Annotated in this window: 24 protein-coding genes and 4 pseudogenes; 14 read left to right on the top strand and 14 right to left on the bottom strand. The window is 68.5% G+C overall.

Features of this window, described 5'->3' with window-relative positions:
- Positions 1-55: 55 nt before the first annotated feature.
- Positions 56-964 (top strand): annotated as a pseudogene (locus AB0958_RS20335) (SDR family oxidoreductase); the annotation flags it as partial.
- Here AB0958_RS20335 and AB0958_RS20340 read toward each other — a convergent pair.
- The gene (locus tag AB0958_RS20340; protein WP_366891844.1) at positions 870-1,841 is read right to left on the bottom strand and encodes an expansin EXLX1 family cellulose-binding protein; all 972 of its coding nucleotides are present in this window, start codon (positions 1,839-1,841) and stop codon (positions 870-872) included. The pseudogene AB0958_RS20335 and the gene AB0958_RS20340 overlap by 95 nt on opposite strands.
- Before the next feature lie 637 nt (positions 1,842-2,478).
- Between AB0958_RS20340 and AB0958_RS20345 the strand changes: the two genes are divergently transcribed.
- The 5 genes from AB0958_RS20345 to AB0958_RS20365 all read left to right on the top strand — a co-directional run bounded on the left by AB0958_RS20345 (position 2,479) and on the right by AB0958_RS20365 (position 8,094).
- A complete protein-coding gene (locus AB0958_RS20345) occupies positions 2,479-4,704 on the top strand; it encodes an alpha-L-fucosidase (protein ID WP_366891845.1) in 2,226 nt (741 codons plus the stop codon).
- Positions 4,705-4,716: 12 nt separating this feature from the next.
- Positions 4,717-4,905, top strand: coding sequence for an RICIN domain-containing protein (locus AB0958_RS20350; protein ID WP_366891846.1), 189 nt, complete (start codon positions 4,717-4,719; stop codon positions 4,903-4,905).
- Between the two features lie 38 nt (positions 4,906-4,943).
- Positions 4,944-6,443, top strand: a complete 1,500-nt coding sequence (locus tag AB0958_RS20355) for a ricin-type beta-trefoil lectin domain protein (RefSeq protein ID WP_366891847.1) — start codon at positions 4,944-4,946, stop codon at positions 6,441-6,443.
- A gap of 181 nt (positions 6,444-6,624) precedes the next feature.
- A complete protein-coding gene (locus AB0958_RS20360) occupies positions 6,625-6,903 on the top strand; it encodes a hypothetical protein (RefSeq protein WP_366891848.1) in 279 nt (92 codons plus the stop codon).
- Positions 6,904-7,023: 120 nt separating this feature from the next.
- On the top strand, positions 7,024-8,094 hold the full coding sequence (locus tag AB0958_RS20365) for a zinc-dependent alcohol dehydrogenase family protein (protein ID WP_366891849.1): 1,071 nt from the start codon (positions 7,024-7,026) through the stop codon (positions 8,092-8,094).
- 254 nt (positions 8,095-8,348) lie between these two features.
- Here AB0958_RS20365 and AB0958_RS20370 read toward each other — a convergent pair whose 3' ends face one another.
- The 3 genes from AB0958_RS20370 to nthB are packed head-to-tail and all read right to left on the bottom strand — an operon-like array spanning position 8,349 to position 9,939.
- Complete coding sequence (locus tag AB0958_RS20370; RefSeq protein ID WP_366891850.1) at positions 8,349-8,681, bottom strand: nitrile hydratase accessory protein; 333 nt, start codon at positions 8,679-8,681, stop codon at positions 8,349-8,351.
- Positions 8,678-9,277, bottom strand: a complete 600-nt coding sequence (nthA, locus tag AB0958_RS20375; RefSeq protein WP_366891851.1) for a nitrile hydratase subunit alpha — start codon at positions 9,275-9,277, stop codon at positions 8,678-8,680. Before nthA ends, AB0958_RS20370 begins: the two co-directional genes overlap by 4 nt.
- On the bottom strand, positions 9,274-9,939 hold the full coding sequence (gene nthB / locus AB0958_RS20380; protein ID WP_366891852.1) for a nitrile hydratase subunit beta: 666 nt from the start codon (positions 9,937-9,939) through the stop codon (positions 9,274-9,276). Before nthB ends, nthA begins: the two co-directional genes overlap by 4 nt.
- Positions 9,940-10,118: 179 nt before the next feature.
- Here nthB and AB0958_RS20385 point away from each other — a divergent pair, with 179 nt between their 5' ends.
- A complete protein-coding gene (locus AB0958_RS20385; protein WP_366891853.1) occupies positions 10,119-11,048 on the top strand; it encodes an NAD(P)H-binding protein in 930 nt (309 codons plus the stop codon).
- 150 nt (positions 11,049-11,198) lie between these two features.
- Here the strand turns inward: AB0958_RS20385 and AB0958_RS20390 are convergent, their stop codons facing one another.
- The 4 genes and pseudogenes from AB0958_RS20390 to AB0958_RS20405 all read right to left on the bottom strand — a co-directional run bounded on the left by AB0958_RS20390 (position 11,199) and on the right by AB0958_RS20405 (position 14,283).
- A complete protein-coding gene (locus tag AB0958_RS20390; RefSeq protein ID WP_366891854.1) occupies positions 11,199-12,767 on the bottom strand; it encodes an FAD-dependent monooxygenase in 1,569 nt (522 codons plus the stop codon).
- Positions 12,768-12,893: 126 nt separating this feature from the next.
- Positions 12,894-13,371 (bottom strand): annotated as a pseudogene (locus tag AB0958_RS20395) (YfbM family protein).
- 547 nt (positions 13,372-13,918) lie between these two features.
- A complete protein-coding gene (locus AB0958_RS20400; RefSeq protein ID WP_366891875.1) occupies positions 13,919-14,110 on the bottom strand; it encodes a hypothetical protein in 192 nt (63 codons plus the stop codon).
- Positions 14,020-14,283: a DUF4345 domain-containing protein gene (locus tag AB0958_RS20405; RefSeq protein WP_366891855.1), complete on the bottom strand. Its 264-nt coding sequence runs from the start codon at positions 14,281-14,283 to the stop codon at positions 14,020-14,022. Before AB0958_RS20405 ends, AB0958_RS20400 begins: the two co-directional genes overlap by 91 nt.
- A gap of 139 nt (positions 14,284-14,422) precedes the next feature.
- On the opposite strand from AB0958_RS20405, the gene AB0958_RS20410 reads away from it, so the two are divergent.
- From AB0958_RS20410 to AB0958_RS20425, 4 genes are all read left to right on the top strand, one after another.
- Positions 14,423-15,076 carry a TetR/AcrR family transcriptional regulator gene (locus AB0958_RS20410; protein WP_366891856.1) on the top strand — a complete coding sequence of 218 codons (654 nt, stop codon included), beginning with the start codon at positions 14,423-14,425 and terminating at the stop codon, positions 15,074-15,076.
- A 55-nt stretch (positions 15,077-15,131) separates the two neighbouring features.
- A protein-coding gene (locus tag AB0958_RS20415; RefSeq protein WP_366891857.1) for an IS5 family transposase occupies positions 15,132-15,886 on the top strand; the annotation gives its coding sequence in 2 pieces (ribosomal slippage) (positions 15,132-15,411 and positions 15,411-15,886; 756 coding nt in all).
- Between the two features lie 67 nt (positions 15,887-15,953).
- The gene (locus AB0958_RS20420; RefSeq protein ID WP_366891858.1) at positions 15,954-16,442 is read left to right on the top strand and encodes a GNAT family N-acetyltransferase; all 489 of its coding nucleotides are present in this window, start codon (positions 15,954-15,956) and stop codon (positions 16,440-16,442) included.
- 43 nt (positions 16,443-16,485) lie between these two features.
- Entirely contained in the window at positions 16,486-16,929 is a 444-nt protein-coding gene (locus tag AB0958_RS20425) for an adenylyltransferase/cytidyltransferase family protein (protein WP_366891859.1), read from the top strand.
- Here the strand turns inward: AB0958_RS20425 and AB0958_RS20430 are convergent.
- Positions 16,924-17,770 (bottom strand): annotated as a pseudogene (locus AB0958_RS20430) (IS5 family transposase). The gene AB0958_RS20425 and the pseudogene AB0958_RS20430 overlap by 6 nt on opposite strands.
- A gap of 150 nt (positions 17,771-17,920) precedes the next feature.
- On the opposite strand from AB0958_RS20430, the gene AB0958_RS20435 reads away from it, so the two are divergent.
- On the top strand, positions 17,921-18,499 hold the full coding sequence (locus AB0958_RS20435; RefSeq protein ID WP_366891860.1) for an SMI1/KNR4 family protein: 579 nt from the start codon (positions 17,921-17,923) through the stop codon (positions 18,497-18,499).
- Here the strand turns inward: AB0958_RS20435 and AB0958_RS20440 are convergent.
- A pseudogene (locus tag AB0958_RS20440) lies at positions 18,489-19,165 on the bottom strand (IS5 family transposase); the annotation flags it as partial. The gene AB0958_RS20435 and the pseudogene AB0958_RS20440 overlap by 11 nt on opposite strands.
- 151 nt (positions 19,166-19,316) lie before the next feature.
- Positions 19,317-19,964 carry a TetR/AcrR family transcriptional regulator gene (locus AB0958_RS20445; protein WP_366891861.1) on the bottom strand — a complete coding sequence of 216 codons (648 nt, stop codon included), beginning with the start codon at positions 19,962-19,964 and terminating at the stop codon, positions 19,317-19,319.
- A 121-nt stretch (positions 19,965-20,085) separates the two neighbouring features.
- Between AB0958_RS20445 and AB0958_RS20450 the strand changes: the two genes are divergently transcribed.
- Complete coding sequence (locus tag AB0958_RS20450) at positions 20,086-20,718, top strand: NAD(P)-binding oxidoreductase (protein WP_366891862.1); 633 nt, start codon at positions 20,086-20,088, stop codon at positions 20,716-20,718.
- 267 nt (positions 20,719-20,985) lie between these two features.
- Here AB0958_RS20450 and AB0958_RS20455 read toward each other — a convergent pair whose 3' ends face one another.
- Positions 20,986-21,873 carry a neutral zinc metallopeptidase gene (locus AB0958_RS20455; protein WP_366891863.1) on the bottom strand — a complete coding sequence of 296 codons (888 nt, stop codon included), beginning with the start codon at positions 21,871-21,873 and terminating at the stop codon, positions 20,986-20,988.
- Between the two features lie 334 nt (positions 21,874-22,207).
- Between AB0958_RS20455 and AB0958_RS20460 the strand changes: the two genes are divergently transcribed.
- Positions 22,208-22,972 (top strand): IclR family transcriptional regulator, encoded by a 765-nt coding sequence (locus tag AB0958_RS20460; RefSeq protein ID WP_366891864.1) that lies wholly within the window; start codon positions 22,208-22,210, stop codon positions 22,970-22,972.
- 152 nt (positions 22,973-23,124) lie between these two features.
- Here AB0958_RS20460 and AB0958_RS20465 read toward each other — a convergent pair whose 3' ends face one another.
- Positions 23,125-25,815 carry an RICIN domain-containing protein gene (locus AB0958_RS20465; RefSeq protein ID WP_366891865.1) on the bottom strand — a complete coding sequence of 897 codons (2,691 nt, stop codon included), beginning with the start codon at positions 25,813-25,815 and terminating at the stop codon, positions 23,125-23,127.
- Between the two features lie 444 nt (positions 25,816-26,259).
- Entirely contained in the window at positions 26,260-26,592 is a 333-nt protein-coding gene (locus AB0958_RS20470; protein WP_366891866.1) for a hypothetical protein, read from the bottom strand.
- Positions 26,593-26,687: the final 95 nt, after the last annotated feature.

The raw sequence follows: 26,687 nt of genomic DNA on the forward strand, positions 1-26,687 counted from the left end.
CAGCCAGAGGAAGGCACACCCCCCGGGCCGGTGAACCTTTGCGGTCACAGCACTCGCCGACGAACTCGGACCGGAAGGCATCCGGGTCAACTCCATCAGCCCCGGCATGATCCTCACCGGCATGACGCGAGACCACCTCTCCCGAGCAGAGGACCGCGATCACCTCGCCGATCGCACTCCGCTGCGCGCGGTGGGCGCACCGGAGGACATCGCGCACGCGGTGCTCTATCTCGCCGGCGACCTCTCCGCATTCGTCACCGGCGCGGACAAGGAGGGGCGAAGGACAAGCAAGGGCTGCATGATCTTCACGCTGGACGTCAAGACCGCTGACGGCATGCGGGACTACTTGGACGGAGCGCGAGCCACGTTCACCGACGACGTCGAGATTTTGACTGTCGGCAGTCCCGAGGTAGTCGAGGTCGCTTCGGACGCCAAGGCCGAGCCATCCTCGCCAGCTTCGACACCCGGGCGTACGCGCAATCGTCAACCGGGAGACGCCCAGCGCACTGCCTTGTGCCACACCCACCCACGGCACTGGCTGGCCTCCCCCGTCCGGCCAGGGCCTTCCCACATCTCCAGCCTTCCCGGCCGCCCTTTCCGGGCCTCTTCGACGGCCGGGCCATTCACGTGCTCCCCGCCTGGCCACGAGACCGGGACGAGGGACGTCGACTTCACCCTGCACGCCCCCTACCGGGCGAAGTCGACTGCACATGGCGCGCCGGAACGCCTGACCGTGACACCGGCAGAACGTGCCACCGATGTCGTCGTACACGTGCGCCTTTGGCCTGACGCGCGGCAGTCTGCACTGTCACCCGTCACCGGGGGCGCCGGGCAGGCCGTCGCTGCCCGCCGCCCCCGCGTGGCGTGGGTCAGTGCTGGGCGAACTGGACGCTGGTGGGCTGGACGGCGTCCGGCCGGATCGCGATCCCGTTCACCGTCAGCCGCTGCCCGTAGATGTCGGTGATCCGGATCGCGCCGCCGCAGCCGGTCCCGTCGGCGGAGAGGAAGTAGTTGTAGGAGGTGCGGCCCAACTGCCGCCAGCCTCCCGAGGTACGGACCTCCAGTGCCGCCACCGGGTTGCGGTGGTTGACGACCTGGATGCCACACCAGTACTGGCTGGAGCCGGTCTTGTAGCGGACCGACAGGGTGCCCGGGCTGCCGGGGCTGACCAGGTTCCAAGTGATCGCGAGCCGCCCGAGGTGAAGGTCACCGAGTCGGGAGAAGGCCTGCTGGCTGAGGTCGATCTGGCCGGGCGCGCAGGGCAGCGGGCACTCGTTGGTGATCCGGACGGTGACGGAGCGTCCGTTCGCCGCCCGGACATGCACGTACGCCCCGCAGGCCCTGGCCGTCTCGTAGTCGGTGGTGTTCATCGCCCCGATCATCATGTCGGGGCTGGGGCCGAACCCGCAGGCGCCGTCCCCGACGCCGGCCTCGTACGCGGTGGCGACACCCTGGTAGTCGGTGCCCGGCCTGATGCGACCGGCGAGCGAGGCCGTTCCGGACCCGGCGTTCGCCGGAGGCGTGGTCCTCGCCGGTGCGGGCTTCTTCGTGACGGTGGTCCTGGACGGCTTCGGAGCGGCGGCCGCGCTCCGGGACGCCGACGGCCGCGAGGACGCCTTCACCTTCACGGACGGGGTGGGCCGCGGCTGCCCCGCGTCCGCCGTCGCTTCGCCGGCGGCGGCGACAGTCGTGCTCGCCGCCTGCTTCGCGCCGGACGTACCGTCAGGCAGCAGGGCGAGCACCAGGCAGACGACCACGCTCGCGGCGGCCAGGGTCAGCGTGCCCCACATCATTCTGCGCTTGCGCCTGCGCTCCCGCACGACCTGCCTCGCTGTGCTCATGTCCGTCCGTTCCGGGGAGAGAGACCGATGGTTCACTCCTCAGTGACCGCCGCACGCGAAAAGGTTGCCGGGTTGGTGATTTTTTCTTCAGCGCCATGTCCGGCGGGCTCCGTCCACCAAGATGGCGCACTATCAAACGCGAGAGAAAGGAAACTGCTTCACTACCGCACAGTCAATAGTCCTGACATCGCCTCAGGGACAGGGCGATGCGGCACCTCCCGTCGAACAAGACATCCCATGTAAGTTACGGCAGTTGCGTGCCGCGACTCTTGACCGGCCCCTCTCGCCGGGGCATGCTCCGACCTATACCGTCGACTTGAGCACAAGGCGGCACGGCGCGGACAGGTGGGCACACCTCACGGCATCCATCCCATGTATTGATTCACCGCCCGCCGCCGCGTCACCCGTAGGCGTTCCACAGGCAAGCACCGCAGTTCGACAGAATCGAACACCGAAGCAACGCAACGGAGCTGACGACTCCGCCTTCGCGGTCCGGACAACCGCCCCTCCGCACGAGTACCCCCTGTCGCCACCCGCGGGTCCGCACCAGCACGCCCGGTGGACCGGCGCGTGCCCGAACGGGTTCGGGCGCCTGGGCTCATCAGCGCGTCCACACGCATCGACGAAAGGTTTCACCATGACCATCAGCAGACGTGTGTTCCTGTCGAGCGCCACCGCTGTCGCCGCCGCCCTGACGGCGGACCTCACCCTCGGCACGGCCAAGGCGCTGGCGGCTCCGTCGTCGTACACACCCACCTGGGCCTCGGTGGACCAGCATCCGCCGGCTCCGGAGTGGTTCCAGGACGCGAAGTTCGGAATCTACTTCCACTGGGGCGCCTTCAGCGTTCCGGCGTACGACAACGAGTGGTATCCGCGCAACATGTACATATCAGGCGTGGCCGCCAACGCCCACCACGTCGCCACCTACGGCGACCCCTCGGTGTGGCCCTACAACAACTTTCTCGACGGAGCCCGCGACAAGGCGGGCAACTGGGTGAAATTCGCGCCCCAACTGGTCTCGCAGGGCGGCAAGTTCGACCCGGACGCATGGGCGCAGCTGTTCGTCGACGCGGGCGCGAGGTACGCCGGGCCGGTGTCCGAACACCACGACGGATTCTCCATGTGGGACAGCGCGGCCAACGAGTGGAACTCCGTCAGGCACGGCCCTGGTCTCAACCTGCTGGCCCTGTTCCGTGACGCCATCCGGGGCAAGGGCCTGAAACTGCTGGTGGCCATGCACCACGCCTACAACTTCAACGGCTACTACGACCACGTACCCGCCCAGTCGACCACCAGCCTGAAGAAGCTGTACGGGCAGCTCGACACCGCCACGGAGAACCAACTCTGGTACGCCAAACTCAAGGAGGTCGTGGACCTGGCCCAGCCGGACATCCTGTGGGAGGACTTCGACCTGAGCCTGGTCGACGAGAACCAGCGACTGAACTTTCTGTCGTACTACTACAACCAGGCCCTCTCCTGGGGCAGAGAGGTCGTGGCCACCTACAAGGACGGCTACAACAACAACGGCGAGATGTTCGACTACGAGCGCGGCGGGCCGGCCGACATCACCACCCCGTACTGGCTGACCGACGACAGCGTAGGAACGAGCAGCTGGTGCTACACCGTCGGCATGGGCTACTACTCCAGCGCCCAGATGGTGCACTCGCTGATCGACCGGATCAGCAAGAACGGCAACGTACTGCTCAACATCGCCCCCATGGCCGACGGCACCATTCCCCAGGCCCAGAAGGACGTCCTGCTCAGCATCGGCGACTACCTCAGACGGTTCGGTGAGTCCCTGTACTCCACCCGCGCCTGGACCGCCTACGGCGAGGGGCCGACGAAGATGGGCGGAGGCTCCTTCACGGAACCCGTCGCCGGGACGAACAAGGACTTCCGGTTCACCCGCAACAAGGCCGGCACCGTCCTGTACGCGACGGTCCTGGGCTGGCCCGGCAGCGCCACGACGATCACCACCCTCGCGAGCGGACGTATCGACCTCGGATCGCTGAAGTCCGTGCAGTTGCTCGATTCCAACAGCGGCTCGTACATCGACCTCGGCACTCCCGCACAGAGCGGCGACGGCCTGCACGTCACGCTGCCGGCGTCGGCGCCGTTCAACGCCCTGGCGTACGTGCTGAAGCTGACCTTCTCCGGCCAGATCCCGGCGCTCGCCCCGGTCGGCGTCGTCGGCGCGTACGGCGACGTCTGGTACGGCGGCTCGGCAGCCCGGCTCACGCTGGGAAGCTACTCCGCCGCGCAGCTGCAGAGCGCCGGGACAGCGGCCAGGACGATCTCCTCCTTGAAGGTGCCCGCCGGCTACCGGGTCATCGGCTACTCGGAGGACAACTTCTCCGGGACTTCCTGGACGTTCAGCGCCGACAACCCCGACCTGCGCAACACCGGCAACAACGACGCGATCACCTCACTGAAGGTGATCTTCGACCCGAACGCGTACTTCCGCGTCACCAACGTCACCGACGGCCTGGCCCTGGACAGCGCCGGCAACGTGCCCTCCGGCAGCAACCTCATCCAGTGGACCTGGAACGGGGGCTCCAACCAGCAGTGGCAGGCCATCGACCTGGGCAACGGTTACTACCGCCTGGTCAACCGCACCAACGGCATGGCCGCCGACGGCTGGGGTTCCACCGCGGACGGTGCCCCGGCCCAGCAGGCCCCCTGGAACGGCGGCAACAACCAGCAGTGGCAGATCACCGACCGCGGCAACGGCTGCTACAGCATCGCCAACCGCAGCACCGGCCTGGTCATCGACGGCGGCGGCAACGTCACCTCGGGTTCCGTCACCAAGCAATGGCACTGGACCGGCAGCACCAACCTCCAGTGGACCTTCACCGCGCTGTGACCCGTGCGGCCCGTGGCGGTGCAGACCTACACGTGCAACGGACAGGCGAACCGGCAATGGCGGTTCAACTCCGACGGCACCATCACCTCGGTGGCCTCCGGATTCTGTCTGGATGTCACAGACGCCTCGACCGCCAACGGCGCCCCGGCCGCACTGTGGACCCGCAACGGCGGCAGCAACCAGCAGTGGACCCTGGGCTGATCACGGCCCCCCGTTTCCCCATCTCACAAGGAGGCCTTGTGAACAGAACGACACGGCACCCGGGCGCCGGCCGCGCCCGCCGCCGTCCCGCCCGGCACCTGATCGTCGTCGCGGCGGCCTCGGCCCTCGTACTGCTGGGAGGACTGACCGGCGGCACCGCCCAGGCGGCGACCTCGACGCCCAGGGCAGCGGCGGGCACCAGCCAGTTCCGCGGAGTGAACTGGGCCGACCCCGACGACAACTTCATCACCGGCCCGAACGTCCCCGTCGGCCTGTCGACGTCGGACGACTACGCGACCGTGTACACGAAGTCCACGGCGATCCTCAAGGGCTTCCAGAAGCTGGGCGCCAACACCGTCCGCCTGGGCTTCAACTCCGCCACCACCTCGGGAACCTGGTGGGGCAGCTACAGCGCGGCGCTGGACGCCGCGACCGCGCTGGGCATGAAGGTCATCGTCGCCCCGTGGCTGCAGAACGGGAAGGTCAGTGACACCGCGGCCTTCTACCAGATGTGGGACACGATGATCGGCAAGTACGCGTCGAAGAGCAACTTCTACTTCGACATCATGAATGAGCCGTGGGCGTACAGCTCCACCGATCTGACCGACTTCGAGGCCGACTGGCTGACGCACTATCCCGGTCTGCCCCGTGACCACGTGATCGTCCCCGGTCTGTGGGGCGACGCCAGCCTGTGCGGCGTCGGCGCCGACTCCCGGTTGTCCGGCACCCTGCTGTCCATCCACACGTACAGCATGTTCGGGGTCTCCCACAGCACCGAGGCCGACTGGGTCAAGGAGTTCACCGGCAACCTGTGCGGTTACGCCGACCGGGCCGTGGTGACCGAGTTCGGCGACCCGATGACCACAGGCGTCGACTACAACGGGCCCAAGGACGGCACCAACAACATCTCCTTCCTCTACGCCATCACCGACACCGCGCGCAGTCTCGGCATCGGCTCCGTCCTGTGGACCGGCGTCAAGCAAGCCGCCCAGACCCAGGGCCCCGGACCGTGCGACAACGCGTCCTGCGCCATCACTTCACTCAACGGCAGCGGTACGAACCTGTCGCTGACCGTCACCAACCAGTCCGGCCTCGACCGCCTCCAGTGGGGCTGGGGCACCGGCACCGACCCCGGTGGAAACAGCCAGGGCAGCGCGAGCGCGCTGCGCGGCGTCGGCTCCGACCGCTGCCTGGACGTGCCGGGCGGGAGCACCACCAACGGCGTGCAGACCGCGATCTGGGACTGCAACGGCGGCACCAACCAGCAGTGGACGTCCGACGCCGCCAAGGAGCTGCGCGTCTACGGGGGCAAGTGCCTGGACGCGGACGGCTTCGGGAGCTCCCCGGGGACCAAGGTCGTCATCTGGGACTGCAACGGCGGCACCAACCAGCAGTGGAACGTCAACAGCGACGGCACCGTCACCAGCGTCCAGTCCGGGCTGTGCCTGGACGTGACCGGGGCCTCCACGGCCGACGGTGCCCTCGTCGAACTGTGGACCTGCAACGGCGGCACGAACCAGAAGTGGAGCCGCCAGTGACGAGCCGCGCGTGATCAGAGGGCGTCGAGCGAGGTGAACAGCCTCAGCGGCAGGTCCCGCCTCACTGGCGGGACCTACCCGTTCGCGGCCGCTCGGCGACTGGGACGGACCCTGGTACCGCGTCCGCACAGAGCAGTCCGAGGCCGCGGTCCTGCCGAATGCCGACGAGGACTTGGAGTCCGTGGACAACGTCGACGTCTTCGTGGACCTCAAGGACTGCTCCCGGTGGAGCGCGACCACCATCGACGCCGGAGCTCCAGGACAGGTTGAGGCCGGCGATGGCGGCGTCGCGGTCACGGTCGACGCCTGCGGCGAGCGTGTGGAGGCTGGGGAGGTCGTCGCGCTTCTGCTCAGCCCCTCAAGTGGGACAACTGATCGTTCCAGCGTGTCGGTCCGGCTGCTCCGGCTCCGGCCGAGGCCCGTGGGCAGCCGTCGGGAATCTTCCCGGGGGCGGGCGTAGCGTGGAGTGACGGAGTCAGGGTGGTGCGCTGCGGCGACCGGTCCTGATCGCGTCCCTCCCGAGGCCGCGCGACACCAGCACGCCGAGCCGTCTCGGGCATGGTGAGACGGAGAGTCACACATGCCTCGATCCATGCGCGCGCTCGTGGCCCTGGAGACCGGTGCACCCACCGACGTCCTGCGGCTGGAATCCCGGCCTGTCCCCATGCCGAAGGCCGGTCAGGCACTGATCCGGGTGTCGGCGACGCCTCTTCACGCCAGTGATCTGCACGTGCTGCGCGGCCGCTACGGCTTCTCCCCGGAGTTCCCCGCCGTCGGGGGCAACATGGAGTGCGTGGGGCGCGTCGAGGCCCTGGGCCCGGACACCGAAGGGCCGAAGGCCGGTGTGCGCGTTGTGGCCGCAGCGATCCCGGCGGTGCCCGGACCTCCCGTCGCCGGCACCTGGCAGGAATACCTCGTCATCGACGCCCGAAGGCTCCTGCCGATCCCCGACCACCTGAGCGACTCGACCGCATGCCAGCTCGCCGTCAACCCGCTGACCGCGCTGCTCCTCGTGACGCGCGAACTCGATGTGCAGCCGGGCGAATGGCTCCTGCAGACGGCGGCGGGCTCCACCGTCGGGCGGCTCGTCATCCAGCTCGCCCGGCATCTGGGCATCCGCACGATCAACGTGGTACGGCGACGCAGCGCCGTGGAGGAGATCACCGCGCTCGGCGGTGACGTGGTCATCTGCACCGAAGACGACGACCTGACGCAGCGTGTGGCCGAGACGGCGGGACCGGCCGGCGTACGGAAGGCCGTCGACTGTGTCGCGGGTCCCGTCGGCGCCCAGGTGTCCCAGGCACTGGCTCCGGGAGCAGAGCTGGTGGTCTACGGCGCGCTCTCCACGCACCGGCAGACCGACCCCGCGGCACTGACGATCCCGCTGCAGGCTCGCTCGCTCATCTATGAGACCAAAACGGTCCGTGGCTTCTGGCTGAACCGCTGGTTCGGCACTGCCTCACCCGAAAGCGTGCGGCGTGCGCTGGCCCGGGTCCGCGATCTCGTCGCCGACGAGGTGCTGAGCATCCCCCAAGGGCGGCCCTTCCCACTCGCACGTTTCGCCGAAGCCGTCGCGCTCGCCGAAGCACCTGCCCACGGCGCCAAGCCACTGTTCGTCTTCGGGGACGGCCGGGCCGAGGGCGACGAGTGAGGGCGTCACCAGAGATCAGGCGCCGAGGACGACGGGATCACCGGCCACGTGATCGACAGGGACCAGCGGTCTGACTGTCATCGGGTACGTCGACCGCGTGTCGACCGTCCGACGTGTTCGGGCTCGAGCTTGGCGAGGCAGCGGTGATCAGCCGGCGGTGAGACCCTCGCGGGGCTGCGTGCCGAGCTTGGTTTCTCCGCCCTGGTCACCGCCGGAAACGGGTGCGCCGTCGTCAGTGCGGGTGGTCGGAGTGGTCAGTGGTCGTGGCCAGGAGGGCGCCGGGCCAGGGATCGGGCGCGTGTGACGACCTCGTCCGTGGAGACGACGCGCACGCTGGTGAGGACGTCCTCCAGTGCGGCCAGCCAGAGCCCGTAGCAGCTGTACGGTTCGTCCCGCTCCGCCGCTGCCTCCCATGCGGTGATCCGGGCAATCAGTGCGGCCTGGAACTTCGGCCAGGTGAACACTCCCGCGTCGTACAGAGTGACGGCCATCCCGAAGGCGCGGCTCTCCCACGGCTCCGCGAACACCAGCTCCCCGTTGGAGCGGGGCGGTGCGGCGGGGCCTTCGAGGTCCAGAGGCGCGCTCATGGTGCCACCACCTGGGCCACTCCGACCATCGCGTCCCTCGTCACCAGAGGGACGAGTTCTTCCTCGGTCAGATGCTCGGTGCCGGCCGGCTGCTCGGGCAGCACCAGCCAGCGCACCTCGCTGGTGGAGTCGTGGACGGTGATCCGAACGTCGTCGGCCAGCTCGAGTCCCATCTCGGACAGCACCGCGCGCGGCTCCTTCACCACCCGGGCGCGGTAGGCGGGGTCCTTGTACCAGCTCGGCGGCAGGCCGAGCACCGGCCAGGGGTAGCACGAGCACAGCGTGCAGACCACCACGTGGTGCGTGGTCGCGGTGTTCTCCACCACGACGATGTGTTCGCCCTGGAACCCTCCGAAGCCCAGTTCCCTGATGGCTGCTGTGCCGTCCTCGAGCAGTCGGGAACGGTACTCGGGGTCCGTCCAGGCCCTGGCGACGACCTTCGCGCCGTTCAGCGGTCCGATGGTGGTCTCATAGGTGCTGATGAGCCCGTTCATCGCCTTCTGATCGATCAGGCCCCGCTCGGTGAGCAACTGCTCGAGCGCCTCGGTGCGCAGCGCAGGTGGAAGGCGCTCGGCCGATCCGGCGGTGGTGGTCATGAGGCCGTCTCCAGATAGCTCTCGAACATGTCCACGGTGAGCGCGAAGGGCTCGGCGTCGGCGCCCCAGACGTCATGTGAGTCGAAGCGCACCGAATAGACGTACTGGGGGTTCTCGCCCAGGAAGTGCGCGTTGGTGTCCGGTAGCACGCCGGCGGGCTGGACCATGTCGACGACGCCGACATGCCCTCGCACATACCGCGGCAGCCTGGTGTGTCCGGCCGACGACATGTCTCTGGCACGCACACGCTCGCCGACGGCGAAGGCCGGCGTGGTGTCGAGGCGGCGCAGTGTGCCGTCGGCGGTCGGCGCGTAGTCGGGCATGGTCGGCTCCGGGACCGGGGGCTCCTCCACGTGCTCGCCGCGGAGGTTGCGGGCGCGGGCGTCGACCGCACCAGGTGCCAGGACGGCGCTGTCGAGAAGTCTCAGCTCTCCGGCGTTGAGCCAGCGCCCGTAGTAGCCGTCGTCGATGTAGTGCGCAGGGTCCAGGCGCTCCAGGGCGTGTCGGAAGGAGTCCAGGTTTCCCCCGGACGCCCTGTTCGAGAGGATCGCGAGCGCGAATGCCCGGCCTTCCCAGGGCTCTGAGAAAACAGACTCGTCATGTCTCGGCGGGTGTACCGAGCCCCAGCCCGGAGTTCCTCCCATGTCGGCAAGACCGTCCATGACCTAACCTCGCTTTTGCTAGCAAAAGCGAGGTTAGTTAGACGAATCATTGTATTCAGGTGACGTCTCCGGCGTCACCCTCTGGTCCATCCGGACCCATGCCGATCGTCTGACCTCCGCCGCAGCCGTGGACGTCACCCCGGTTTGCGTCCCGGCTGTACGGGCCGCAGGCTGCCCCCATGGACTCCAGTCCTGAAGCAGGCATGCGGCCCATCCTGGTGACCGGTGCTGCGGGCAGCGTCGGCGCCGTCGGCAGAACCGTGGTCCGAGGGCTGCGGCGCCGAGGCCTCCAGGTGCGTGCTCTGGTGCGCCAGAACGACGACCGCGCCCAGGCGCTGCGCGCCACAGGTGCTGACGTCGTGGTCGGAGATCTGACGCGTGCCCGTGACGTCGCCGACGCCCTTGACGGCTGCGGCCGGATGTATTTCGGCATGGCCGTGTCGGCCCAGTATCTGCTGGCCGCCGTGACCGCAGCCGCCGTCGCGCGCGCCTACGGATCCCTGGAGGCGGTCGTCAACATGTCGCAGCTGACCGTCTCCGAGATGGACGCCACCAGCGGCTCCGACTCGCACCAGCATCGTCAGCAATGGCTGGTCGAGCAGGTTCTCGGCTGGTCAGGCCTGCCCGTGGTCCAGGTCAGGCCCACCGTCTTCATGGAGAACCCGCTCTTCCAGACCGTGTTTGCCTCGATCGCCAAGGACGGCGTGATCAGATGGCCCTTCGGCGAGGCGAGAACCTCACCGATCGCGGCCGGTGACGTTGCCGCGGTCGTCGAGGAGATTCTTGCCGATCCGGCCGCTCGCATCGGCCGGACCTACGAGCTGACCGGTCCCCGATCACAGGACATCGCCGCTCTGGCCGCGGATATTTCCGATGCTCTGCACCGCACGGTCGGCTACACCGACGTCCCGTTGCAGGAATGGCTCGACAGTGATCTCGCGGCGCTGGGACTGCCGGACCATGTGCTCCAGCACATCTCCACCATGGCTCGCCTGCACGTGGCCGGGCGCTATGACCGCCGGACGAACGGCATGGAGGAGGTCACCGGGCGGTCCGCCGAAGGAGTATCCGGGTTCGTCCGCACGCACCCCGAGCTGTTCACTCGCTGACGCCGGCAGCCGCCGTGAGGGACCACGCACCACGCTGCGACGGCCGCGCCCGGCCGTATCCGCGGACGAGGCGGTGCTCACCATGCCCAGCACGGCCATCACCGTACCGGGGATCGGCTCGTGGTCCGATTCAGTCGGCAGGGCGGCGGATCAGCCCGGCGTCGCCGCGCCCTCGGGCACTCCGAACCACTCCCCCAGCGCTTCCGCCAGCCCGACCGTCGAGTTCGGCGCCTGTGCCCCCGCGTCGGCCGCCCAGGCCGTGAAGCCGTCCGGACGGACGAGGACCGCCGCCAGGTCCGGGCGGTCCGGGCAACTGGCCGTCAGGGTGTCGACGCGGCCGGCGTACCCCGCGGCGAGGGCCCGGAGCTCCGGGTCGTCGGTGAGGTCGAGCAGGAGCGCCCGGCCGCCGTGGAGGTGGTCCGCGAGGCGGCTGCCGTCGCTGAGTTCGAGGTCCGGGGTGCTGCGGCCGGTCAGCGGGTGCTCGCCCGGCAGCTCGTACCGCACGCCTGTGCTGTTGAGCCGCGCGGTGAGGTACGTGGTGCCCACGACCGTCTCCGCCAGGTCGCTGACGATCTCGCGCAGGGCCCGGGACTGCGGGTCCGGGCGCATGGCCGCGACCTGGGATCGGGTCCAGTCCAGCACCCAAGCACCGACCGGGTGCCGCTCGGAGGTGTACGTGTCCAGCAGCCCTTCCGGCGCCCGGCCGCCGATCACCGCGGCGAGCTTCCAGCCGAGGTTCATCGCGTCCCCGATACCCAGGCTCAGCCCCTGGCTCCCGAACGCGGAGTGCACGTGCGCCGCGTCGCCCGCCAGCAGCACCCGGCCCTTGCGGTACTCGGTGACCTGGCGGGCGTGGTCCGTGAAGCGGGTCGCGGTCCGCACCCCGGTGATCGTGACGTCCACGCCGGACACGCGGCGCAGCCGAGCCTGAAGGTCCTCGGCGGTGACCGGCGCGTCCCGGTCGGCCGGCGGCCCGTCGAACTCCACGGTGACGACGCGGCCCGGCATCGGCCCGTAGGCGTACACCGCGGTGTCCGTGACGGTCCAGCCGACCTTCAGGTCCTCGGCACCGGTCATCTCCACGACCGCCTGGTGACAGGTGATCTCCGGGTCGGTACCGGGAAATTCAAACCCTGCGAGCTTGCGGACCGCGCTGCGGCCGCCGTCGCAGCCCACGAGCCAGCCAGCGCGTATGGCCCCGTGGCTGGTCCGCACGGTGACGGCCCCGTCGTACGCGTCGAAGCCGGTCAGCTCCACCCCCCGGCGCACGTCGACGCCGAACTCGTCCGCCCTCCCGCCGAGCAGCCGCTCGATGTCCTGCTGCGCCACGAAAGCGATGTCGGCGGCGGGTCCGGCGTCGCCGAGGCCCGGCTTCGTACGGTCGACCAAGTCGGCGCGCAGCATGATTCCGGCGAAGTGCCCCACGAACCCGAGCCCTTGACCCGCGGCCCCACCTCCGTCCCCGCCGCTCCGCTCCCGAATGAATGCCTGGTAGCGGTCCATCGCCTGCCGCTGCACCTCGGCCAGCGCGGGCAGCATGCCCCTGCGGTAGAGCGCCTCGGCGCTGGGCGTGGTGATCGCACCGCCCTTGATCGTCGGGTCCACTTCGGTGAGGCGCTCCAGGACGGCCACCCGCGCACCTCCGAGCCGGAGCTCGCAGGCCAGCATCAGTCCGACCGGGCCGCCTCCGGCCACCACTACGTCTACGTCATAGTCCATGGCGCCGACTATGACCGAGGGCCAAAGAGGTCAAAAAGGCGCCGAGGTGTCAAGAGACCAGCCCCGCGAGGAGAGTGGGGCAAGCACCGTTAGCTCGTCATGTAACGTCTGGCCGCCTTAGGTGGCTCAGTCGAGCCAGATCAGCACCGCGTGACCGGTGGATGCGGCACCTTGGAAGAACTCTGTCAGCGGAGTAAACAGGTCGCGTGCCCACTCCAGTGAGGTGGGCGAGTCCCAGATGCGGGGGTAGATCTCGGCCTCGGCGAGTTCGGAGCTGGTCATACGTCGTCTGATGCAGGGTGTCAGCGGCCAGCCGGACCCGATCTGGAGTCAGGTATTGCGGCGGTCCGTAGCCCCAGTCGTCGGCAGCGAGGGGCTTCTCGCCGTGAACGATGTCGACAGGGAAGGCGGAGCGTCGCAGGAGGAATCCGAGCAGATCCCATGTCTGGTGCGTGGTGAAGTGCCGTGCCTCGTTCGGCGCTGGCTCGTGCTCCTCCTGCGCGTCCTGAATCTCCTCGGCCAGGTCCAGGGCCCATTCGAGATCGTTGAGGGCCCGGTCCAGTTCCGCAGGTGTGACGCGCAGGTACTCCCCGTTCATGCTCATGGGGCCGCAGCATACGGAGCAGGTCCGACAACGGGGCTGGGCCCCAGGCCGCAGGTCACTCTGTGCGTCGCGGGGCTTGGTGCCCTTCTTGTGGTGGGCTGGCCGGGAGTATGTCTCGCCGGTGGCGAGGACTCGCCCGACCTCGTGGCGGGGTGCTGGTCGCTGGTTCTTCGAACCGGCCGGGCGGCGCCGGGAGGAAGGGCTCGATGAGGGGCTGGCCGCCCCTCATGCACGACGGCCGCAGTGGGCGCATACTCCGCCGCCAGCGCATCCAGTTACTGCTCCAGGCCGACCATCCGGCGCCGGAGCACCTCTTCCGCCTCCGCCAGATCGGCCGGACCCGCTCCAACTCGACCTCGAGGTCCGACAACGGACCGAAATTTCCGCGACAACTGCCTTCTCCCGCCTGACCGGCAGAAACCGCACCCGAGGTCTCAGGCACCCGTACCAAGGACTCCGAACGCTGACACCGGACCGCTGCCGACGAGCACCCGGTTCCGCACCGGAAGCGTCAACTTCCCCGCCCAAGTGGCCGATCCGGGCGCGCTCAGGCACTTTCACCGCCAGGCGTGACCTCCACATCGCTGCGCAGGGTCCGCTCCTCTGCGTCGGCCAGCCAGAAGAAGACCGGCGGCAGGCCGAGCTCGATCACCGCCAGTGCGACCTGAAACCACTGCGGCCAGCCATGCACGGCGAGCGTCGGCCCGCGCCACCCAGCAAGGAAACGCCGGCCAGCCACCGCACCACTCGAGCCGGGATCGGACGCTGCCGCACGGCCCAGAGCCAAGCCAGCCCGTAGCCGACGAACGCGGCGCCCATGAACCGGCCCCAGCTGTCGACCGTCGCACCGGCGGAGGCGGCACCGGGGATCGCCGCGTTGCCGAGAGCCACGTGGAAGAGGCCGATCGCCACACAGTCCAGCCCATCAGCTGTGCGAGTAGACGCGGAGTCCTGGCCGTGATTCCTCCAAGCCGTCCTGAACGAGCCTTAGTTGACACGGGTCTACTGCGATGGGTGCACTAGTGGACCCATGTCAACTAAGCTCTGTGTCATGCCTCCGCGCCGACGACTCAGCCTCGCCGACCGCCGCGCCCAGCTCCTCACCGTCGGCGCACGGCTCTTCGCCGCACACCCCTACGCCGATGTGCAGATGGAGGTGGTCGCCGAACAGGCCGGTGTCTCTCGGGCCCTGCTCTACCGTCACTTCCCCAGCAAGCACGCCCTCTTCGCAGCCGTCTACCAACAGGCAGCGGACCAACTGCTCGCCGGAACACTGCTCGACCACAACGCCCCCCTGACGGAGCAGCTCATCCACGGCATGGACGTGCATCTCGACTACTTCGTGGCGAACCGCAACGCCGTCCTCGCGGCGAACCGGGTCCTCGCGGGCGACCCGGTGATCCAGACGATCATGACGAGCGAGCTGGACGCACTCCGTGCCCGGCTGCTGGCCGTACTCCCACTCGCGGACGAGAGCGCCCGCGAGGCAGTGTCCGATGTCCTGAAGAGCTGGCTTGTCTTCGTCCGGGTCCTCTGCGTCGACTGGCTTACCCACGAGACCTGTACCCGCACTCAGCTGCGCGACGTCTGCATCGGCGCAGTTCTCGGCGCCCTCCGGCCGCTGCTCGCCGAAGCCCCTGCCCCCGACTGGCCGCCACAAGAATCCGGCGCGGCTTCCCAGGGCTGCCCGCCCCACAACACGTAGGGAGCCCGAGGCGCCGCCAGCAGGTCGGGCTCAAAGGTCTGGACGGGTCGAGCCCTTGCTGCCGCCCTGGCCGGAGAGGAATCCTGGCCCGACGCCCGTGCCTGACCGGCTGTGCCTGCAGGGCATCTTGTTCGTGCTCTATAACGACGTCAGTTGGCAACTGCTGCCGTTGAAGTTGGGGTTCGGCTCCGGGCAGACCTGCTGGAGCCGACTGGGCCGGTGGCAGCAGGCGGGTGTCTTCGAGAAACTGCACCGCATCCTGCTCGCCGAGTTGCATGCCGCCGATGAACTCGACTGGACACGGGCCTGCCAGGACGCCTCCCACATCCGTGCGAAAAAGGGGGCGAGGCCACCGGCCCGTCACCGGTCGACCGCGGGAAGACGGGCAGCAAACACCACCTGATCTGCGATGGACGCGGCACCCCGTTCAAGGTCATCACCACCGCAGCCAACGTCGATGACGTTACCCAGGCCCTCACCCTGGTCGACGGCATCCCTCCCGTCGCCGGCAAGCCCGGACGCCCGCGCGGGCGGCCAGACTCTCTTCTCGCGACAATGGCTACGACAGCAACCCCAACCGCCGCGAGCTGCACAGACGTCGGGTCCTGCCCAGTCATCTCCCGCAAGGCCGTCCCCAACATCAAGGGCCTGGGCAGGCTCCGTTATGTCGTCGAACAGACCTTCTCGCTGCTACATCACTTCAAGCGGCTGGCCGTCCGCTGGGAAAGACGCCTCGACCTGCACAACGCCTTCGTCTCCCTGGCCTGCGGTCTCATTTGCTGGAGACGCCTCAAGAAGACCCGGTCGTGATCGTCTTACGAGTTTCTGCTCCAAAAACCGGTTGGTCAAGGCGGTGCACCTCGGCTAGAGAAGTCTCATGACCTGGCATCTGGCCCTCGAATCCTTCGACACAGCGGACGCGATCAGCCTGCGCCGCGACTACTACGATGAGGTCGCCAGCCGCTATTGGGAGCGACCCGCGACCATGGAGGAGATCGACCAGGGCCTGGCCGACGACGGCGCCGAACTGCTCACGCCGCCCACGGGCCAGTTCGTCGTGGGCCGTTTCGATGGCGAGGCCGCCGCCTGCGGCGGGCTGTTGATGCTGGATTCCGAGCGTGCCGAGCTCACCCGCGTCTACCTGCGTCCCCCTTTCCGAGGCAAGAAGGGCGCCGGCCTCCTGTTGGAGCTGCTGGAGAGCGAGGCACGCCTGCTCGGAGCCTCCCGGATGGTCCTCAACACCCGCCTCGACCTGGTCGAGGCCCGCTCGCTGTACGTCCGCCATGGCTACCGCGAGATCCCGGCATACTGCACGGGTCCGTACGTCGAGATCTGCTACGGCAAGGACCTCGGCCGGGCCGACTGACCAGCTCGTTGGTCGGCTTGGCACCAGCGAGAGGGCAACAGGAATGGCTGAGCACGGGAACGTCTACGTCGACATGGTCGGGGACCTGTTCCACCCGGGGCACGTCGCGCTGCTCAGGGCCGCGCGAGGTTTCGGGGAGCGGCTGATCGTCGGGGTGCTCTCTGACGAGGTAGTGGCCGGATACAAGCGCAAGCCCATCATGACGCTCTCAGAGCGGGTCGCGGTGATCGAGGCATGCCGGTACGTGGACGTGGTACTTCCGAACGCGCCCTGCCGTGTCACGAACGGGTTCCTGGACCTGCACGGCATCGACGTGGTCGTGCACGGGGACGACCTGACGGCGGACGCGCTCAAAGAAGTCTTCGGTCCAGTGGCCGATGCGGGAAAGCTGCGCCTTGTGCGGTACACGGCCGGCGTCTCCACGACCGAGCTCATCCGACGGTGTCGTGCGTCCGCCCCTTCGTCAGGGGGCGCGGCGCCGTCATAGGCGCGTGACACGGTCCTGCGATCCGGCGTTTTTGAGTCGCCTCCAGCAAATCAGGCTGCAGGCCAACGAGAGGAAGGCGTCGTGGGGTTCGAGGCGGCGCTCCCATCGGACGGCGAGGCGTTTGAACTGGTGGAGCAGGGCGAAGGTCTGCTCGACGACGTAGCGGAGTTTGCTCAGGCCCTTGATGTTCCGGGTCCCCTTGCGGGAGATCACCGGCATGATCCGACGGTTGCATAGTTCGCGCCGGACGGCCCGGGAGTCGTACGCCTTGTCGCCCAGGACGGAGTCGGGACGCCGGCGCGGTCGGCCGGGACGCCCGGCGACGGGCGGGATGCCGTCGATGAGGTTCAGGGTCTGGGTTGATGTCGTTGACGTTGCGGAGGTCGTGATGACGTGCTGCGGGGTGCCCTTGCCGTCGCAGATCAGATGGTGTTTGCTGCCCGACTTCCGCCGGTCGACCGGCGACGGGCCGGTCGCGGCACTCCTTTTTTCACGCGGACGTGGGAGCCGTCCAGGCACGTGCGGGACCAGTCGAGCTCGCCAGCCGCGTTCAGCTCAGCGAGCAGCACCTGGTGCAGTTGCTCGAAGACGCCGGCCCTCTGCCGGCGGTCCAGGCGCCGCCGGCACGTCTGCCCGGAGCGAACCCCAGCTCCCTTGGCACGAGTTGCTCTCTTGGCAGGAGTTGCCAGGCAATGTCCTGGTGCAAGACATACAAGATGCCCTGCAGACACAGCCGGTCATCCACCGGTCTCGGCCCCGGCGACCGTTCCGGCCAGGACGGGAGCAGCGGTTCGATCCGGGCCCACAAGTCGTCGTCCACGATCCACGGCCGAGTCGTCACATGACACGAACGGCCAGTTCATCACATCGGTCACGCTCGACCAGGGGAAGTCGGCAAGATCCTGTTACGAGCTTTAAAACGCCGTTTCTTTTGGCTCCGTGTTCGGGCAGTTGCCGCAGAGTGGCATGTCTGGTCTGGCAGGCTGTGCTCGTGGACGATCTCATCGGCACCCAGGCGCCACGCCTTCGCCTGTACGAGCCGGTCGAAGCGGTTGCGGCACTGGAACGGGCTGTGCCCGAGTTGGTGGTCCACCGTCGCTCAGCCCCCGCAGACATCAACTGGCTGACGGTCGAGGCAGATCTTGGCGTAGGCCTGCCGGGCGACTACAAGTTGCTCTGCGAACTCTTGCCCGCATTCGCGCTGGACGACTTCCTGCCTTTCGGCGGACCGCAGCCTGGCACGGAGGCGGCGTGGGTACAGGGCACTCGCGAGGAACTGGAGATCGTCGCCGAATGGTGCGCGGATGCCGACCTGGCCGTCCCGCTTCTGCCGCATCCGGCCGCGGGCGGTCTGCTGCCTTGGGCCGCTTCCAACGAGGGCGACATCTTCCTTTGGAAGACGGGCCCGACCGATCCACGGGAGTGGACGGTAACCGTCGCCTCCCGTAACGGCGGGTGGTGGCACTACACGGGCGGGGTGGTCCAGTTCCTGGCTGACCTGGTCAGTGGCACGCTGGAGCCGTGGGGGCTGCCAAACGTGCACCCCGCGGTGAGCTGGGTCATGCGCTGAGTCGGCGGTAGCCGATCAGGGCTGCGGCCATGCCGACGAAGGCGAGGAAGTGCTCGGCTCTGCGTTCGTAGCGTCGGTGCAGGCATCTGCAGCCGGCTAGCCAGGACACGGTCCGCTCGACCACCCAGCGGTGACGGCCCAAACGCGTGGAGGACTCGACGCCTTTGCGTGCGATGCGCTGACGGACGCCACGCCGACGGAGCCATCGGCGCAGGTGCTCGTAGTCGTAGCCCTTGTCGGCGTGGAGCTTGGCCGGGCGCCGCCGGCGCGGCCCGCGCCGGGAGCGGATCGGCGGGGTCCCGCGCACCAGCGGCCTCAGAGCCTGGCTGTCGTGCAGGTTGGCGCCGGAGATGCCCAGTGACAGGGGCAGGCCGTTGCGGTCGGTGAGCAGGTGGATTTTCGATCCGCTCTTGCCGCAGTCGGTCGGATTCGGTCCGGTCAGTGGCCCCCTTTTGTGGCTCTCAGGCTGACGGAGTCGATCGCGCACCGCGACCAGTCCGGCTCACCTCGGGCACCCGGTTCGTCGAGGATCACGCGGTGGAGCCTGGCCCAAACCCGATGTCGGCTCCATTGGGCGAAGCGCGGGTAGACCGTGGTCCAGCACGGCCCGAACACCGGCGGCAGTTGCCGCCAGGTGCAGCCCGAGGTAGCCACGAAGACGGTCGCCGGATACTTCCTGCCCCAGGCATCGGCGAACTCGGCGAACCGGTCCAGGGCGGACTCCGGCAGCCGCTTGGTCAGCTGCTGGAGCAACCCGCCTTCACTGGTCAGCTGCATTCCCTCGGCCTGGGCTCGCCCCTCGGACGCGGACACGTCCTCACTGGTCATCGACGCAACTTCCGTGATCGGGAGTAGCGTCGGACGTCTTACAGTTCCCGATTCCGCTCAACACGGTGCGGGCCATCCGTCGGGCGAAGTCGTCCACGGGGGGCGGCTGCCCGTCGCTGGTGGCGTCATAGGCGAAGGCGCGTTGGGCGCAGGCGCCCAGGAGGAGGGAGGCGGCCGCGAAGGTGTCCGCGTCGGGGTGGAGGCGGCCGGCTGCCTGTTCGGCGCGGAGGTATGCGTCGAGGCCCTCGATGGGCCGGTGCGCGCCGGATCCCATCTGCCGCATCGCGTCGTCGTGGCGCTTCTTGAGCTGTGTCTCGGCGTAGAGGGAGGCCGCGATCGGGAAGCTCTGCTCGTAGAAAAGGGCCGCCTGCCGGGCGATCTCGGTGAGGTTCTCCTCCAGGGTGTGGCTGCCCGGCTCGGCGGTGAGGGTGCGCAGCAGCGGGCCCAGCCCTGGGAGCCGCTCGCGCAGGACCTCGATGAACAGTTCCTCCTTGCTGGTGAAGTGCTTGTAGAGGGCGGCCTCGGAGCAGTCCGCCGCCCTGGCGATCTCCTTGGTGGTGGCGCGGGCCAGCCCGACGGTGAGCATGAGCTCGTGGGCGGCGTCGAGGATACGGGCGCGGGCCGTTTTCTGCTCCATGGCGCCCAAGGATCGCATGGCCTGTCCAACGGTTCTTGACGAGTGGGTGAGTACTTGCTCACGCTAGGGGTGTGGGGGTGAGTAAGTACTCACCCACCGATGGTGAGTTGGGAGTGACGCGATGAACCTCACCGTTTTCGGCGCCACCGGAGGAATCGGACAGGAGGTCGTCCGGCAGGCGCTCGCCGCGGGCCACCGGGTCACGGCCGTGGTGCGGGCCCCGGCCCGGTTCGAGGTGACCGGTGCCGGCCTGGAGATCTTCCGCGCCGACCTCACCGACCCCGAGGCGATACGCCCCGCGGTCGCCGGCCGGGACGCGGTCCTCTCCGGTCTGGGTGCCCGCAGCCGCAAGGACGCCGGAGTCGCGACCCGGCTGACCCGGACGGTCCTGCGGGCCATGGAGGCCGAGGGCGTGCGCCGGGTGCTCGTGGTCAGTGCGGCGCCGGTGGGTCCCGAGCCGGAGGGGGACGGCCTCCTCGACCGCGGGATGCGCGGGATCGTCTCGTCGCTCCTCAAGGACGTCTACGCCGACCTGCGGGAGATGGAGGACGAGCTCGCTCGCAGCGGCACGGACTGGACGTCCGTACGGCCACCGCGGCTGCAGAACAAGCCCCTTACGGGCTCGTACCGGGTCGTCGTCGGCGGCTTCCCGCGCCGGGGCCGGTTCATCGCACGGGCGGACGTCGCTCACGCGATGCTGGACATGATCGACGACCCGGGGACGGCGAAGGAGGGGGTGGGGGTGGCGTACTGAAGCGGGAGTTACCCGCTCCACTCGTACCGTGGGCCAAGAGGACCGGGAGTGCAGGACCGCCGCACGAAACGCCTGCCGTTCAGGCGTCAGTCCACCAGCCTGCGGATACCTCACACGACCGGCGTACCGCAACGATCCCGCATCGTCAGCGCCCGACGACATCGCGCTTCAACGCTCGGTAAGCACCGACCGCGGTGCGGCAGAGGACGCGATCTGCCCACCGGCGGCCGTCCACGGCATGACGTCGTGCCGTGGACGTCAGCGGGGTCAGCTGAACGTGTTGCAGCTGGCGACGCGGCCGGAGCGGTAGCCGGTGGAGAACCATTGCTGGCGCTGGCTCGCGGAGCCGTGGGTCCAGGTGTCGGGTGTCACGTTGCCCTGGTAGCGCTGCTGGATACGGTCGTCTCCGACAGCGGCGGCCGCGTCCAGCCCGCGGTTGATGTCGTCCTTCGTCAAGTCGGTGATCAGTGGCTTGCCGCTCTTGGGGTCGGGGGTGGTGGTGGCGTGGTGGGCCCACACTCCGGCGTAGCAGTCCGCCTGCAACTCGAGTTTCACCGAGCCGCTGTTCTGGCCCTTTCCGCTGCCGCGGGAGATCGTTCCGCTGAGGTCCTGGAAGTGGTGGCCGTATTCGTGCGCGATGACGTAAGCCTCGGCGAACGGGCCGCCCTCGGCGCCGAACTTGCTGCTCAGGTCGTTGAAGAAGCCGAGGTCGAGATAGACCTTGTCATCGGCCGAGCAGTAGAAGGGGCCGACGTCGGACGTCGCGTTCCCGCAACCGGTGTTCACACTGCCGGTGAAGAGGTACGTCGGGGCCTGCTGGTAGGGCTTGCCGGCGGCTGTCTCCGTCTGCTTCCAGAATGCCTGCACGCTGTCGACCACGGCGACGATCCGGCACTCCTCCTTGCGGTTGGCGTCCGCACCGGTCCGGCAGTTCGCCGCGAGGTCCGCGGCTGACTCGCCGGAGGAGGACGTGCCGCTGCCGCCCGAGCCGAACATGCCGGGGTCGACACCCAAGAGCACGGACGCGACCAGCACCACGAGCCCGACCAGTCCCCCGCCGATGGTCTTCCCGCCGCCGGGGATCCCGCCCAGCGCACCTCCCCGACCGTCCTCGACCTCGGACGTGTCCAGAGCAGCATCGTCGTCGAATTGCATACGTGACCCTCCCTCAAGCAGCGCGTGGGACCGCCCCGCGTCGTCCCGCTCGCCTACCCCGTACGATTGCATCCCCATCCTGTCCGCTTCCTGCTCCGCCTCTCGAAGGAGCCGGCGGGCGTCGCCGCGACGCCGCCCTGTGGGTGAACGGCGGACAGCCGTACGCGGTGACGGCCCCGCCACGCCGCCCGACGTACGGCCTGCGTCCGCCCCGGCCCGGTTGCCGTCGCTCGTCCGCGCCCGCCCCTGTCGATGCCGGTCACGGCGGCACCGCGAGGGACGGGCGTGGTCCCGTACAGTCGGGACGTTGGGATTTCCCGGAAAGAAGACCCTTGTGAGCAACGACGCGCCGAGCGGCGTCCTGAGCAAGGCCCTCGCCGTGCTGCAGGCGTTCACCGTCGCGGACACCCCCCTGGGCCTCACCGAACTGCGGCAACGTACGGGGTTCGCGAAGAGCACCCTGCAGCGGGTGCTCGGCGCCCTGGTGGCGGCGCGGCTCCTGGACCGTGTCCAGGAGCGTTGCCGCCTGTCGGGACTCGTCTTCGAACTGGGGATGCGCGCGTCGGTCGAGCGCGGGCTGCTCGACGTGGCCACGCCTTTTCTCGAGGGCCTGTACGAGCGCACGCACGAACTCGTCCACCTGGGCACCCGGGAGGGAACGGAGGTCGTCTACGTCGCCAAGACGGGCGGCCACCAACAGGCGAACTCCCTGTCCCGGCTCGGCGGGCGCATGCCGCTGCACGCGACGGCGCTCGAGAAGGTGCTGTTCAGCCACGCCCCCGCCGAAGTGCGGGAGGTCGCGCTGCGCGGCCCCCTGGAGCGCAAGGCCGCCCCGGACGATCACCAACGTCGATGTGCTGACAGCCAGCTGTCCGACGTCGTCACCAAGGGTGTGGCCTTCGAGTACGAGGAGTCGGCGGTCGGCATCGTCTGCGTGGCCGCCTGGATCTTCGGGCCGTCGGACGAGGTCGTGGCGGCGGTCAGTGTGACGGGTCCGGTGCACCGGTTCCAGCCCGCCCGGCACGCCACCAGCGTGCGAGCCGCCGCGACGGGGATCTCCGCGACGCTCGGCCGCCGCGCGGAGCTGCGCAACCACTGATCGGCTGCCGCAAGTCCACTGGTCGGCGGACGGGTTCCACGAGGCGGAACTCGTTGCTGGGCATGAGGTGGCCCCCGTGTCGCGCGGCGGCGGGGCCGGAAAGTCATGGCTTTCCGGCCCCGCCGTCTTCTGACCTCTACCGCGTCATCCGGTCACTGGATCGTCCACGCCTGGTGGGACTGGTTCAGTGCCATCCACTGGTCGATGGCGGCACCGTTGGCCGACGAGCCGGCGCTGACCTCCAGGACCTGCTTGGTCTCGAAGTTGCGGATGACGTATCCGCCGCTGGTCGGCTCGAAGTACCAGAGCTGGTTGTCGCCGCCGTTGTAGGTGTACTGCTGAAGATTGCTCCCTCTGTAGTGAGTTGCGCCGTTGATGTCGAGGACCTTGCCGCTGTTCCTGTTGACGATCTTGTACAGCTGGCCGCTGACCTGGACGATGTTCCACTGCTGGTTGGTGCCGCCGTTGGCCGGCCACTGGACGACGCTCGCGCCGTCGGCGGTGGAGGCCTGGTAGACGTCCGCCAGCTGGCCGCTGTTGACGTTCTTGATGGTGTAGTACGTCGACGGGTTGACGTTCGGCGTGCCGGTCGCATCCTCCAGCGCACCGCCGGCCTGCTGCACGCTGAAGTCGGAGAAGAAGAAGTAGGCGCCGTCGGTCTTGGCGACCCGCACGTAACGGAACTTCTGGCGGACGTCGATGTTCCCCGTCAGTGTGGAGGCCATCGGCAGCGTCGTGGCGCCCTGGCGTCCCAGCACGGTGTAGGTGGCGAACGACGGGTCGTTCGAGGCGCGGATCTCGAAGTTGCCGCGCGTCTCGGGCTGGTCGACGTCCTGGCGCAGCGTCAGGGAGTACTGGCCGAGCTGGTAGGCCTGGCCGAGGTCGACCTGCCACCAGGCCGAGGTGTCCGTCCCGGTCGGCGACCACCCGGTGGAGCTGTCGTTGTCGTTGCCCTTGGAGGCCGCCACGTTCGAGTTCAGGACCGTGGACGCGGTCGCCGGCTTGTTGTAGGCGAGGTTGAGCTTCGCCGCCAGGGACTGGTACGCGGGCTCCAGCCCGGAGGCCTGGATCACCGAGGTGCCCGAGGTCGCGTTGCCGGACAGCGTCACGTTGCTGCCGTTGACGTTCTGGTTGATGAAACCGTCCGTGTGCGACAGGACGTTGTTGGACAGGGTCATGTTGTTGGAGCCCTCGTCCAGGTACAGGCCCGCCACCGCGGACCCGCAGGCGGCGGGACCCCGGACCACGTCGTGCACGTAGTTGCCGTTCATGACGGTTCCCGGGTCGTTGGAGAGGTGGTAGATGCCGGCGGTGTCGCACAGCCTGTTCACCACGTTGCCGATCCGGTTGTAGCTGATGCTGTTGTTGCCCTCGGCGTTGGTCGCGGACTGCCAGCCCCAGCCCAGCGATATACCCGCCCACGGGGCGTCGCTGATGTCGTTGTGGTTGATGGTGGTGCTGTTGACGAAGCCCGCGTTGATGCCGGCGGTGCCCAGGTAGTCCTCGCCGATCCGTGTGATCAGGTTGTCGTCGACGGTGACGTTCTTGACGACCTCGCGGGCGTCCTCACCCGCCGGGGACGTGGGCGGGTTGTAGACGGTGTGCATCTCCACGGTGGGGTCGGAGAACTTGCCCACCATGATGCCGTTGCCCGCGATGTCGTACACGACGTTGCCGGTCACGCTGCTGTCGTGGACGCCGTGGTGCAGGTCGAGGGCGGTGGACCCCATCTGTGTGAAGGTGTTTCCGGTGAAGGAGACGCGGTCGGCGTCCGCGACGTGGACCCCGGCCGACGGACGGTCGACGTACTGGTGGTTCGAGGAGTCGGCCGACACGTTGTAGAGGCCGCCCTGGCCGTTGAGCAGACCGTTGTTGGTCGCTTCCATCCAGGTGGTCCGGGCGAAGGTGATGCCGGAGAAACGCAGGTCGTGGACCGGGGTGTCGAGGCTGGTGCCCTTGACTTCCACGAGCGTGGGCAGGGTGGGTGCCTGCACGGTGGCGGTGGACATGTCCTCGCCGGAGCGCGGCTTGTAGTAGACCGTCTGCGCGGCCGTGTCGACGTAGAACTCACCCGGCTCGTTGAGGAACTCGTGGGCGTTCTCGAAGTGCAGCGGGGAGCCGTTGGACAGGACCGGGAAGGGCCGCTGGAAGAGGATGCCGGCCTCGTGGTCCTGGATGGAGACGTTCGCGGTGCCGCCCGCGGTGGTGAACGACTTCAGCCGCAGGTAGTTCTCCGCCCACTGGAGCTCGAGGACCATCTCGGTCTGGCTGAGGTTGTTCCAGTTGGAGATCTGGGAACTGAGCACCTGCAACAGCTTGTTGGTCTTGTCGCTTCCCTGGAGCTGGAAGTCCGAGCCCAGGTCGGGGTACCGGGCCCGAGTGGCGCGCACTCCGTTGACGTACAGCTGACGGAAGGTGAGGCTGCCCACCGACGCCTTGTACTCGCCGTTTCCGGCGGCGGTCCATCCGGTGATCGTCCGACCGCTGCTGATGACGGGCGTCTCGCCGTTGTAGGCCTGGTAGACGACCGTGTGGCCGTTCGTGCCGGAGTCGCTCGTGCCCAGCGTGATCGGGCTGGTGAGGTTGTAGGTGCCGCCGCGCAGGTTCACGACGATGTCGCTGGACATGTTGGTGTTCGCGGCGCGGACGGCGGCCTGGGCCGCCTGGATGGTCCGGAAGGCAGCGGTGGTGCTGGTTCCGGAGTTGCTGTCATTGCCGCCCGTGGGGTCGACGTAGAAGTTCGTCGTGGCCGCTTGCGCCGGCTGGGCCGGCAGAACGGTGGCGAAGACGACGACTCCGGCCGCGAGTGCCTTGGCGAGTCCGGCGAGGCGTAGGGGTCTCATGTGCGGTGTCCTCTCTGAGCCACGTTGCCCATGAGTTGCATTTATCGCGGCTGCAGAGGACGCCGGTCAAGGGAATGAGCAGGTATATTCTGGCAAGGTCATGACCGGATTTGATGAAGTAGCAGTTCAAAGCGCCTTCCGCCCTCTCGCCGTGGATGCAGAAGCGCAACTCATCGCTACTTCTCGACCCAAATAAGTAGTACTCATCAGGTGACCACCGGTGAGCCGCGTCCGTGACTCGTGATGCCGACGGGGTCGTCGTCGCGGCAGGAACGAGAGCGGGTCGTCCCATCGCGGGCCGTCCGGTCGCCGAACTGTTGGCCGCAGACCTCCCCGCCCGACGGGTCGGCGGTTGGCCGCCGGCGCGCCGAAAGCGCTCCTTGGGCACGGATGCTTCGGCCCGCCCCCTGCGGGACATCCGGAGGCCGGCATGAGGTTGCAAATTCAAACCGTGGGGTCGCTCCAGACCGTCTGGCCGGCCTGAGCGGCCATGCGGCGCAGCCATATGTGGGCCGGTTCCCGCTCATGGAGCGGATGCCACCACAGGGACTCCACCAAGTGGCCGATCTCGAAGGCGGGTTGGACGACGGTGATCAGTTGTCCGGAGAGATCGGGGGTCGCGGCCCGTTCGGGCATCAGGCCGATCCGGTCGGCCCCCGCGACCAGGTGGGGAATGGCCAGGAAGTTCTCCGTGACGATCTCCGCGTGCGGCTCGATGCCCTCGGCGTGCAGGCGGTTCGGGGGGGAGAAAACCGGCGACGGGTGACGGTAGGGCAACACCCAAGGGTCCGGTCATCCAGTACACCCCCAACCAGGTAGGCGTTGGTCACCCACTGGATGTCGGACAGCGAGGCGTCCAGGTCCTTCTGGAT

Origin of the sequence: Streptomyces sp. NPDC006655 (assembly GCF_040703965.1) — a bacterium.
In the GTDB taxonomy this organism is placed as follows: Bacteria; Actinomycetota; Actinomycetes; order Streptomycetales; family Streptomycetaceae; genus Streptomyces.